This window comes from Photobacterium sp. DNB22_13_2 (genome assembly GCF_052873915.1).
The window spans coordinates 545619-557434 of the sequence record NZ_JBNNXU010000001.1 but is presented as its reverse complement, the minus strand read 5'-3'; the positions used below and the strand labels follow the sequence as shown (position 1 = coordinate 557434).

10 protein-coding genes are annotated in these 11816 nt (G+C 49.0%); 7 read left to right on the top strand and 3 right to left on the bottom strand.

What is annotated here, in order from left to right; genetic code table 11:
• Positions 1–20 precede the first annotated feature (20 nt).
• Together cmoB and cmoA are read right to left on the bottom strand one after the other, a co-directional pair.
• On the bottom strand, positions 21–995 hold the full coding sequence (cmoB, locus tag ACVA58_RS02375) for a tRNA 5-methoxyuridine(34)/uridine 5-oxyacetic acid(34) synthase CmoB (protein WP_446508846.1): 975 nt from the start codon (positions 993–995) through the stop codon (positions 21–23).
• A 14-nt stretch (positions 996–1009) separates the two neighbouring features.
• Entirely contained in the window at positions 1010–1738 is a 729-nt protein-coding gene (gene cmoA / locus ACVA58_RS02370) for a carboxy-S-adenosyl-L-methionine synthase CmoA (protein ID WP_255040092.1), read from the bottom strand.
• 441 nt (positions 1739–2179) lie between these two features.
• Here cmoA and ACVA58_RS02365 point away from each other — a divergent pair, with 441 nt between their 5' ends.
• Positions 2180–3577 (top strand): cytochrome-c peroxidase, encoded by a 1398-nt coding sequence (locus tag ACVA58_RS02365; protein WP_446508845.1) that lies wholly within the window; start codon positions 2180–2182, stop codon positions 3575–3577.
• A gap of 97 nt (positions 3578–3674) precedes the next feature.
• On the opposite strand, the gene ACVA58_RS02360 is transcribed toward ACVA58_RS02365, so the two are convergent.
• Entirely contained in the window at positions 3675–4559 is an 885-nt protein-coding gene (locus ACVA58_RS02360) for a DUF72 domain-containing protein (protein WP_446508844.1), read from the bottom strand.
• 416 nt (positions 4560–4975) lie between these two features.
• Here ACVA58_RS02360 and aspS point away from each other — a divergent pair, with 416 nt between their 5' ends.
• From aspS to ruvB, 6 genes are all read left to right on the top strand, one after another.
• Positions 4976–6760, top strand: coding sequence for an aspartate--tRNA ligase (gene aspS / locus ACVA58_RS02355; protein ID WP_446508843.1), 1785 nt, complete (start codon positions 4976–4978; stop codon positions 6758–6760).
• Between the two features lie 226 nt (positions 6761–6986).
• Positions 6987–7730, top strand: a complete 744-nt coding sequence (locus ACVA58_RS02350; RefSeq protein WP_446508842.1) for a YebC/PmpR family DNA-binding transcriptional regulator — start codon at positions 6987–6989, stop codon at positions 7728–7730.
• Between the two features lie 12 nt (positions 7731–7742).
• Positions 7743–8264 carry a crossover junction endodeoxyribonuclease RuvC gene (ruvC, locus tag ACVA58_RS02345; RefSeq protein WP_107350185.1) on the top strand — a complete coding sequence of 174 codons (522 nt, stop codon included), beginning with the start codon at positions 7743–7745 and terminating at the stop codon, positions 8262–8264.
• 228 nt (positions 8265–8492) lie between these two features.
• On the top strand, positions 8493–9956 hold the full coding sequence (locus tag ACVA58_RS02340; RefSeq protein ID WP_446508841.1) for a methyl-accepting chemotaxis protein: 1464 nt from the start codon (positions 8493–8495) through the stop codon (positions 9954–9956).
• A 105-nt stretch (positions 9957–10061) separates the two neighbouring features.
• A complete protein-coding gene (gene ruvA, locus ACVA58_RS02335) occupies positions 10062–10685 on the top strand; it encodes a Holliday junction branch migration protein RuvA (RefSeq protein ID WP_446508991.1) in 624 nt (207 codons plus the stop codon).
• Between the two features lie 48 nt (positions 10686–10733).
• Positions 10734–11750 carry a Holliday junction branch migration DNA helicase RuvB gene (gene ruvB / locus ACVA58_RS02330; RefSeq protein WP_446508840.1) on the top strand — a complete coding sequence of 339 codons (1017 nt, stop codon included), beginning with the start codon at positions 10734–10736 and terminating at the stop codon, positions 11748–11750.
• Positions 11751–11816: the final 66 nt, after the last annotated feature.

Below are 11816 nucleotides of genomic sequence, written 5' to 3'. Positions count from 1 at the left end.
CAGCACCCCCTTGTCAGTAGTTAGTCAGGATTTCGCGCAATTAGCACGGCACGCTTCGGTGCGGGGTATCCTTCGACCGTTTTTGATGGGTCGGCAGGGTCCAAATATTCCGGTAGGGAATTGTTGGTCATCCAGCTTGTCGAGCGTTGTTCGTCAATGGAGGTGACGCATTCATCGACAATTTTCACATCGACCAAACCACATTTTTCCATCCACACCTTCAACGCCTTGGCTGACGGGAAGAAGTAGACATTGTGCATCTGGGCGTAGCGGTGGGTCGGTACCAACACATCGTTTTCGTCGCCATCGATCACCAAGGTTTCTAGGATCAGCTCACCGTCTTTACGCAGTTGGTTCTTCAGTTGAATGATATGATCCAATGGCGAGCGGCGGTGGTAAAGCACGCCCATCGAGAACACGGTATCAAAGGCCTTAAGCTCAGGTAGCTGCTCAATGCCCAGCGGCAGCAAGTAGGCACGTTCGTCCATTCCCATCAGGCGTTTGATTGCCTCGAACTGGATCAGAAATAGGTTCGACGGGTCGATACCGACTGTCAGCTTGGCTTCTTCACCTAGCATGCGCCACATGTGATAACCGTTACCACAGCCAACATCCAAGACCGTACGGCCTTTTAACGGCGAAATATGCGGCAGAACGCGATCCCACTTCCAATCAGAGCGCCACTCGGTATCGATGTGGATACCGTGCATCTCGTAAGGGCCTTTACGCCATGGGTGTAGCAAGCGCAGTAGACTTTCGAGGCGTTTTTGCTCGCCATCGACAATAGCGGTTTCATTACGAACACTGACCGCATTTTTCAAGTCGATGATATCCGGCTTGTCAGTTGGGAATTTCTTCAGAGCACGCATCCAGCGACCCATGTCACCATGGGCTTGCTCTTCCCAGTCACTCAGCTGTTTTGGCAGGGTGTTAAGCCATGGGCGCAGTGTTTCATGCTGGGCAAGGAGCTGGTAAAACTCAGCAAAAGTAAACATAGACAATAGAAACCTTATTTTATGGCGAACATCGAGCCGAAGTTGAAACATTGGAACCAGACTTCTGAGCTAGTGAAGCCAATCTTTTCAAAGCGCTGCTTATGGGTATCAATGCTGTCTGGCAGCATGACGTTTTCAATGGCACTGCGCTTTTGGCTGATTTCCAGCTCGCTATAGCCATTGGCACGTTTGAAGTCGTGATGCAGGTCGATAAGTAGCTCGTGGGCACGCTCATCGTCGAAGATATATTTTTCCGAAAGGATCAATATCCCTCCCGGGCGCAGGCCGGCATAAATTTTTTCAAGCAAGGTTTGACGATCTTCTGGAACCAGAAACTGAAGGGTGAAGTTCAGCACCACGACAGAAGCATCGTTGATATCGATGTTGCGGATATCAGCTTCCACTACTTGCACCGGGGTGTCAGAGCGGTAGGCGTTAATATGCAAACGGCAACGTTCAACCATGGCACTGGAATTATCCACGGCAATGATTTCACACCCTTCTTGCTGAATATGGCGGCGCATTGACAAGGTTGCCGCTCCTAGCGAACAGCCCAAATCGTACACTTTCGAATGCGGCTTGGCGAAGCGTTCAGCCAGCATACCTATCGCTGAAATGATATTGCTGTAACCCGGTACCGAGCGCTGGATCATATCCGGGAAAACTTCAGCGACGCGTTCGTCAAACGTAAAATCACCGATTTTATCTATCGGTGCAGAAAAAATATTGTCGTGACCGGCCATCTTCACGAGCCTCATCTATACAAAAAAACAGAAATCCCAAATGATAAGTATGAACTTTTTCACGCCTTTGGCGCCAATCTCCATACTGGGGTGATCCATCACCGCTGAAAGGTCGCGTATTGTAGTGAAAATGAGCGCATTTGTCTTTATAGATTTTGCCCGTAGCCTAGACCTTTTGCGATAGTTCGATAGAATCCACTGCAATGTTTGGCCTCTCTACTCTCCCTCATCCCACCAAGTAAAGCTGTAACAAAATATTTGTTGCGAAGCTGTAGATTAATAACAATTTCGGCACTGCAAGTGCACTTAACTGCTTATTATATGATTGATAGATGTTAAGTTAATGTTTTATCGGATAAATCAATTAGCCATTTCGCTTTTTTCAATTGGTAAAGGATGGCGGTTACTTTTATCTTCCCCGCAATTTTAGGGGAGTAGTAAATGCGTAAATTATATTATGCGGTTGGTGTTGGCCTTGCTGGTTATCTAGCCTCTGTCTATGTGGTTGATAAATCAGATCAGCAACTTGCCGCCAGCAGATACCATCAAGTTTCGGAACAAGCTGTTGATCCGCTGTCGTACGCCGCTTTTGATGTACTGAATAAGAATGGCTGTTCGTACTGCCACACCAGCGACAGTGAGATGCCATTTTATGGAGAGCTGCCGGTTGCCAAGCAGTTGATGGAAGCAGATATCACTCGCGGTATGCGCCATTTCAATATCGAAGCCATGATAGCGCAGGTTTCAGCGGGTGAGCGAATCTCGGAAGTTGATCTTGCCAAACTGGAATCAGTGATGGAAGACAACTCGATGCCGCCGGCCATGTACTTGACGATGCACTGGCGTTCGAAACTCTCCCAGGAAGAAACCGCAACGCTTCAAGACTGGGTGAAGCAGGAGCGTTTACGCCACCATGAGGGTCAGGCAAAGATCACCGAAGAGTTTAAATACGAGGTGGTGCAGCCTATCCGTACGACTTTCGATGTCGACATGGCAAAGGTCGAGTTGGGTGATTTGTTGTATCACGATACCCGTTTGTCTGGTGATAACACGGTGTCCTGTGCGAGTTGCCATGGCCTTGAAACCGGAGGGGTTGACCGCTTGGTTAGCTCTGTTGGGGTTAATGGTGCGATTGGCCCAATCAATGCGCCAACAGTATTTAACTCGGTATTCAATACTCATCAGTTCTGGGATGGTCGCGCGCATGATCTGCAAGCGCAGGCTGGCGGTCCACCGTTGAACCCATTGGAGATGGCATCAGAATCGTGGGATCAGATCATCGATAAGCTGGTGGTAGACGAAGAAATGAATGCGGCGTTTGCTGCGATTTATACCGGAGGGATCACCGAGCACAGTATCACAGATGCCATTGCTGAGTTTGAGAAGACGTTGGTGACTCCGAACAGCCGCTTTGATCAGTTTTTGCGTGGTAACCACGAAGCGCTAACTGACGACGAGCAAGAAGGCTATGCGCTGTTTAAGCAGTACAAATGCAGCACCTGTCATGTTGGTGAAGCTATGGGGGGTCAGAGCTTTGAGGTTATGGGCCTGAAGAAAGACTACTTTGCCGATCGCGGTAATGTTACCGAGGTGGATAATGGCCGCTTCAATGCAACCGGCGAAGCTAATGACATGCATCGCTTCAAGGTACCAACTTTGCGTAATGTTGCCCTGACCGCACCGTATTTCCATGATGGTAGCGTAGAGACGCTGGCAGATGCCGTTGGCAAAATGGCGTACTACCAAGTAGGCGTAACACTAAGTGAATCAGAAATTGGCAAGATCACCGCTTATCTGGAAACGTTGAACGGTGAGTACAACGGAGAAATTTTGCAGTAATAGCAACACGCTGTCGCTGCAAAATGACAACACCCCGTAGTTTAAGCCTGCGGGGTGTTTTTTATATCATGAGAACCCAGAATCTAGCTTTAGGAGCTTACAGTAACGTTATTTGCGGATCCGGCTCGGCTTTCGGGAGTTCGACTGCGGGCAAGTTAGCGTCTGCGGCTTTTTGCTGCAGCAAGCGATAGAGCCTAGTCGCTAACTCTGGGGCGCGGTTGTTGTCTGGGGTGTGGATGAACAGGTAAGGCTGTTTGCCGTCTCGTAGCCATTGGGGCAGGCGAACCAGCCAGTTGGCAAAAAAAGCATCGTTGCTGGCATCGTCGGGATGGCCGATAAAGCGGATCATCGGATAGTCAGCGGTTGCTATGGCATGCACTGGCACCTTGGGTTTTTTTTGGTGGGCATCAATCACTGCCTCTGTGTTGGGTGGTGCAGCGAACACAGGGCGGCTGTCCATGATTATGCGGTTGGCTCCGTGTTCGACTAACAAGCGATTGAGCTGCTTTTCTTCCTCGCCTTTGGCAAAAAAAGCCGGATGGCGTACTTCGACACCAGTAGGGTAATGACTTGGCAACCTTTTAAGAAATTTTTCCAGCGCAGGCAGGGCGGCAGGACCAAACTGTGCCGGTAGCTGGATTTTCCATAAGCCTACCTTGCCTTCGAGTGGTGCCATAGTGGTAAAGAAGTCAGCCAGCAGCTGATCGCAGTGTACTAATTGGTTCTGATGGGTAATGGCTTGGGGCAGTTTGAAGGTAAAGCGGAAGTGATCGCTGGTGGCTTGATGCCATTTCTTTACCGTGGGGATCCCGGGTGTGGCATAGAAGGTGGTGTTACCCTCGACCGTGTGAAAAACCTCGGCATACTTCGCGAGTCGCTCGCCTGCTTTGCAACCACTACCGTATAGGCTCTGTTGCCAATGGTTGTGAGACCACATGGCAAGGCCAAGGCGAATAGGGAGGTTGGCTTGAGTTGACGGCATAGCAAGGCTTCCAAACTGAGATGTAGCGCCCATTGTGCAAAGGCTTTTAGTGCTAGGTCAATCTTTTAGGTCACCGAAAATGGGTTTTTCCTTGATCTTCTTAGGTACTTTTCCCTAAAGTGGTATTTCGCTTTATTCCCCTAGTATTTTCAAAATACAAAGTGCTATGCCTGAGAGTAGCTGCCAGCTCAATGGTTCGCTGTTGTGGTTGTTTGCCAATTAATTCTCGCTGATCATGTATGTTGAAGGCGCTTGGGTATATAATGCGTCGTTATTTTTGTCTCTCGGTCCGACTCAGCGCCATTGTTGCGTTAAGTTTAATCAAATTGGCCGGGAAGGATTCAGCTTGTGTATGGCTGGTGCTTCGGGCGCAGCCATACGCACAGGAAAGTTAGTAAACAGATCGGGAATTTCATATGCGCACCCAATATTGTGGTCACCTGAACAAGTCCCTAGCAGGGCAAACAGTAGAGTTATGCGGCTGGGTTAACCGTCGCCGTGATTTAGGCGGTCTAATTTTCGTTGATATGCGAGACCGTGAAGGTATTGTTCAGGTAGTCGTTGATCCGGATATGAAAGAAGTATTCGAAGTCGCGAACCAGCTGCGCAACGAATTCTGTATTCGTTTTACTGGTGAAGTACGTGTTCGTCCTGAAAGCCAAGTAAACAAAGACATGGCTACTGGTGAAGTTGAAGTACTAGCAACGGGCCTTGAGATCATCAATCGCTCAGAAGCGCTTCCTCTAGATTTCAACCAAACGAACTCTGAAGAGCAACGCTTAAAGTATCGTTACATTGATCTTCGTCGTCCAGAAATGAGTGACCGCATCAAGCTACGTGCTAAAGCATCAAGTTTTGTGCGTCGTTTCCTTGATGACAACCTATTCCTAGATATCGAAACACCAGTATTGACTAAAGCGACACCGGAAGGTGCTCGTGACTACTTGGTACCGAGCCGTGTTCACAAAGGCAGCTTCTACGCACTGCCTCAGTCACCACAGCTATTCAAGCAGCTGCTAATGATGTCTGGCTTCGATCGCTACTACCAGATCGTTAAATGTTTCCGTGATGAAGATTTACGTGCTGACCGTCAGCCTGAGTTTACTCAAATCGATATCGAAACCTCTTTCCTAACTGCACCTGAAGTGCGTGAAGTGACTGAGCGTATGATCACTGAAATGTGGAAAGAACTACTAAACGTAGATCTTGGTGCATTTCCAATCATGAAGTTTGAAGAAGCGATGCGTCGTTTTGGTTCTGATAAGCCAGATCTACGTAACCCTCTAGAGCTTGTTGATGTTGCTGACATTCTGAAAGATGTTGAATTCAAAGTCTTCTCTGGTCCTGCGAACGATGAAAAAGGCCGTGTAGCGGTTATTCGTGTGCCAGGTGGCGCTTCACTGTCTCGTAAGCAAATCGACGAATACACTAAGTTCGTAGGTATCTACGGTGCGAAAGGCCTAGCTTGGATGAAAGTGAACGACCGTGCTGCGGGCCTAGAAGGTGTTCAATCTCCTGTTGCTAAGTTCCTAAACGAAGACGTTGTTAACGCAATTCTTGATCGCACTGAAGCTGAAACGGGTGATATCATTCTATTCGGTGCAGATAGCAACCGTGTTGTAACTGAAGCGATGGGGGCACTTCGTCTTAAACTAGGTGAAGACCTTGAATTGACTGATAAGTCAGCATGGAAACCACTATGGGTTATCGACTTCCCAATGTTTGAGGAAGACGACGAAGGTAACCTACACGCGATGCACCACCCGTTCACTTCACCGCTTGGCGTAAGCCCAGAAGAGCTTGCTGCTAATCCTGCAGCGGCTAACTCAAATGCTTACGATATGGTTATCAACGGCTACGAAGTCGGCGGTGGTTCTGTTCGTATCCACAATGCAGACATGCAATCAGCAGTATTTAGCATTCTAGGTATTGAAGCTGAAGAGCAAAAAGCGAAGTTCGGTTTCCTACTTGAAGCATTGAAGTACGGTACGCCACCACACGCCGGCCTTGCATTCGGTCTTGACCGTCTAGTTATGCTTCTTTGTGGTACAGATAATATCCGTGATGTTATTGCGTTCCCTAAAACAACAGCGGCATCATGTCTACTGACAGATGCGCCGAGCCTGGCAAACCCAGCCGCGCTTGAAGAGTTGTCGATTGCGGTTAACTTGGCGAAGAAAGAAAAAGCCGAGCAAGAATAAGCAATAAGCGAACAAAAAAGACTGGCCGAAAGGCCAGTCTTTTTTTCTAACCTATATACCCAAGTGATTTCAAGGTGCAGGCTTCAGAGGGTTGTCAATTCATTCAACGAAGGAGTGGGTGGGCTGACCCCCAGGCGTAAAGAGGCTTTCTTGAGGTTACTTGGGTATATAACCCTACAGTTTGTGAAACTTGGGCATAGATGCCTATTAAAATCCGGAGAATGAAATGGCTGGTCACAGTAAATTTGCCAATATCAAACACCGTAAAGCGGCACAGGATGCGAAACGCGGTAAAATTTTTACTAAGCTAATCCGTGAAATCGTTGTTGCTGCAAAAGAAGGCGGCGCCGAACCTGACAATAACCCACGTTTACGTGCAGCCGTTGATAAAGCATTATCAAACAACATGACCCGTGATACGGTAAACCGGGCTGTTAGCCGCGGTGCCGGTGGCGAGGGTGATGAGAATATGGAAACCGTGATCTATGAAGGTTACGGTCCTGCAGGTACTGCGGTGATGGTTGAGTGTATGACTGACAACCGCAACCGTACCGTATCAGGTGTACGCCATGCATTCTCAAAGGCGAACGGTAATCTCGGCACCGATGGCAGTGTTAGCTACCTGTTTGATAAGAAAGGTGTGATATCTTATGCCGCAGGCCTAGACGAAGATGCGGTTATGGAAGCAGCGTTGGAAGGCGGTGCTGACGATGTTGAAACGAATGATGATGGGTCTATCGACGTGTTTACGACGCCAGCTGAGTTTGGTTCGGTAAAAGATGCGTTGGACGCTGCGGGTTTTGAAGCACAAAATGCAGAAGTGACTTTGGTTCCTTCAACAAAAGCTGATCTTGATGCGGACACAGCACCTAAATTACTTCGCTTGATCGATGCACTAGAAGACTTGGACGATGTTCAGGAAGTTTACCATAACGGTGAAATTTCTGATGAGGTTGCAGCGTTGCTGTAACGCCTGAAAAGTATGTCTATTATTTTGGGGATCGACCCCGGCTCAAGGATCACCGGATACGGTGTGATCCGTCAGGTTGGGCGACATCTTGAATACCTCGGTAGTGGTTGTATTCGTACTTCTGTCGAGGATATTCCGGGTCGCCTCAAGCAAATTTATGCCGGTGTGAGTGAGGTCATTACCCAATTCCAGCCTGATGCCTTTGCCATCGAAGAAGTCTTCATGGGAAAAAATGCCAGCTCGGCGCTGAAGTTAGGACAAGCTCGTGGCAGTGCCATCGTCGCCGCGGTGAATGCTGATTTACCGGTCAGTGAATACGCTGCTCGCTTGATTAAGCAGGCGGTAGTCGGAACCGGTGGGGCTGACAAAGCACAGGTCCAGCATATGGTCTGCTCGGTACTCAAGTTACCGGGTAAACCCCAGGCCGATGCCGCCGATGCACTGGCGGTGGCGATCTGTCATGCCCATACTCATAAAACACTGATCGCCATGGCAGGTCAAGCCCGTGGGGCCCGTCGAGGACGCTATCGATAATCATCAAGAATACAAAGCGTTATCTCACTAGTATCTTACTTGCATAATGAGTGTTTGATCAAAAAAGCAGCCTTTGGCTGCTTTTTTATTATGTAACGATATTGTCTATTGGCATATATTGGTCAGAGGTCATATTACCCAGTGATGGTGACTACTTCTGAGTAAATCCATAAATACTCGAAACAATACCTGATAACAATAATCCAAATAAAATAAGGAACGGATTCCATGACGCCATTGGCACTTTGGCGAGCGCTGTTTATGCCGACGACCTCAAGTTGGCAAGGCGAAGACGCGCGCTACGTCGATACCTTTTTGTTTTTTACGCTAACCTCTTTCTTTGTTGGGATCTACAGCCTGTTCAAGTGGGTCGATCATGGCCACAGTGCGTTGGTGATGACCTCCATTTTGCTGGTAACAATGGAGTGCATTGCGGGAGTGATCTTTCGCTTTAGCAAGCAGCCCGAAGCGGCTTTGAATGTCGGGTTTCTCGGCATGGTTATCCATGCAGTCAATATTATTTACCAGACTGGCGGTATTGTGGAGTCGACGCAGGCTTTCTGGTTACCGCTGTTGATTGTGGCTTTCTACCTCTCGGCAAGGCTGTTCATGGCAACCGCATGGTCATTGCTGGTGGTGCTGGTGACCGGCTGGATGGTGAATGGCCACTTGTCGGGACAGGTTTTTCCTAACGTTGAGCTTACCCCTACATCCCTTGCTATTGAGACTTGGTCAGGCTTCTTGCTGCCTCTGGTGGTGATTGTTATTGCCCAGGCATGGGCATCACGCCAGCGGGATCTGGCCATAGCGCAGGCAGAGTCAGCCCATCAATCCAGTGAAGCGATTGCTGAGCAAGCCAAGCAAGGGGAAAGCCAGTTATCTAATGTGTTGGAGAAAGCCAGCGGCAATGCGGAGTCCTTAACCCAGGTTTCGGGTGTGATTGAGCAGCAATCATCAGCATTGCATCAGCAGGTGGGTACCTTGAATATCAACTGTGAGTCGCAAGCCAGTGCCGCAGAGCAAATGAGTGAACAGGTCAGACATTTAACCCAAGGGATGGAAGCTTCTGATCAATTTGTGACCGAGCTGAAACAACGCAGCGATATTATCTACCGCCAAGCGGAAACCAGTTCCGATTCCCTGCAAGCCTCGAAAGAGGCTATTGCTCGGATCCAGAGTAGCAATGATGAGATCATGTCGGTTGCTGATGTGATCACTTCAGTGGCTGAGCAAACTAACTTATTGGCTCTGAATGCGGCGATTGAAGCGGCACGGGCCGGTGAGCAGGGCAGGGGATTCGCCGTTGTGGCTGATCAGGTCCGCGAGCTTTCGGCCAAAAGTAACAGCTCGGCGGTGGATATCCGTGCCTTATTGGAGCGAAGCCGTCGAGAGGTATCACAAGGGCAGGCCGTTATTGAAAGCAGCACATCAGAGCTGAGCGGGATCATCGAACAAGTCAGCAGTGTTTCGGTAGACGTTACCCAGTTGGCTGAAACCATTAGCCAGCAAGTTGAAGCGCTCAGGGAGCTGACTTCAGCCAGCCAGGCTGTCGCCAGCAGTGTGGTCGAAACTAATCAAGTTTCAGATGCCGTTGCCTCACAAGGGGCGATGTTGGCCGAGCAGGTTGAGCGGTTGAATTCACTGGCTGAGAGCCTGAATCAGGTGGTGGGTATGCGTCAGCACATGGCATAGGATTTGCGTTCCAACGGGGACTGGATGTGAAAAAAGAGCTGGATATACATCCAGCTCTTTACTATCCTAGAGCCAATTTTGTGGATTGAGAAAAGAGATCTTGCTGTGATTGGCCGACTACGTGGAATCATCATTGAAAAACAACCACCTGAAGTATTGCTTGAGGTGAACGGCATGGGCTACGAAGTCCAGATGCCGATGAGCTGCTTTTACGAGCTGCCGGAAGTCGGTCAGGAAGCGATCGTTTCGACCCACTTTGTGGTACGTGAAGACGCTCAGTTGCTTTATGGCTTCAACAAAAAAAGCGAGCGTGATCTGTTTCGCGAAGTGATCAAAGCCAATGGCGTTGGCCCTAAGTTGGGTTTGGCTATCTTATCGGCAATGACGGCGAGCCAGTTTGTCCTGAGTGTTGAAAACGAAGATGTCACGACTTTGGTCAAAATCCCTGGTGTCGGCAAAAAGACCGCCGAGCGCTTGGTCGTAGAAATGAAAGACCGTCTCAAAGGTTGGGGTGAGGGCGATCTGTTCACGCCGGCACTGGATACGGCGGCATCGAATGCACCAGTACAAGATACGACATCACAGGCACGAGCCGAAGATGAAGCGGTCAGTGCCCTAGTTGCACTGGGTTACAAACCTCAGCAAGCATCAAAAGTGGTTGCTCAGGTTGCCAAGCCGGAGATGACCAGCGAAATGATCATTCGTGACGCCCTGCGTTCAATGGTGTAATTCGTGGTTGCTTGTTTAGTTTTAGGTTTCGGTATTTAGGTAAGCTTGATGATAGAAGCAGACAGATTGGTCGCAAATGATTTTCCTACCACACGCGAAGAAGACATTATTGATCGCGCGATTCGCCCGAAGTTGCTCGAAGACTACAAGGGGCAGGATCATGTTCGTGGCCAGATGGAGATCTTTATTCAGGCAGCCAAGCTACGTGACGAAGCCTTGGATCACTTGCTGATTTTTGGTCCTCCGGGTTTGGGTAAAACCACCTTGGCCAACATTGTTGCCAATGAGATGGGGGTGAGTATCCGTACTACGTCAGGTCCGGTATTGGAAAAAGCCGGTGATCTGGCGGCACTGCTGACCAACCTCGAAGAAAATGATGTCTTGTTCATTGATGAGATCCACCGTCTCAGCCCGCAGGTCGAAGAAGTGCTATATCCGGCGATGGAAGATTACCAGCTGGATATTATGATCGGTGAAGGTCCAGCAGCTCGCTCTATTAAGATTGATCTACCACCGTTTACTTTGATTGGTGCGACCACCCGTGCCGGTTCATTAACATCACCGCTTCGTGACCGTTTCGGTATTACTCAGCGTCTTGAATACTACAAGGTGGAAGATCTGAAAGGTATTGTCCAGCGTAGTGCTAATTGCCTAGATTTATCGATGGAAGAAGCCGGTGCGATGGAAGTCGCGATGCGTGCACGCGGCACACCACGTATTGCCAACCGATTATTGCGCCGGGTACGTGATTATGCCGAAGTGAAAGGCAATGGTCATATTTGTCCGGATGTTGCTGCCAAAGCGTTGGACATGCTGGATGTCGATAGTAGCGGTTTTGATTACATGGACCGTAAGTTGCTAATGGCGATTATCGATAAGTTCATGGGGGGGCCAGTTGGTTTGGACAACCTTGCGGCGGCTATCGGTGAAGAGCGTGATACCATTGAAGATGTGCTTGAGCCATACCTTATCCAGCAAGGCTTCTTGCAACGCACGCCGCGTGGTCGAATTGCCACCCACCGTGCCTACTTGCATTTCGGGTTTGATGTGCCGGAAACCAAGTAAAACGATTCTTAAATAAACCTGTAAAAAGCGAGGCAACTGCCTCGCTTTTTTAATATTTATTTCTTC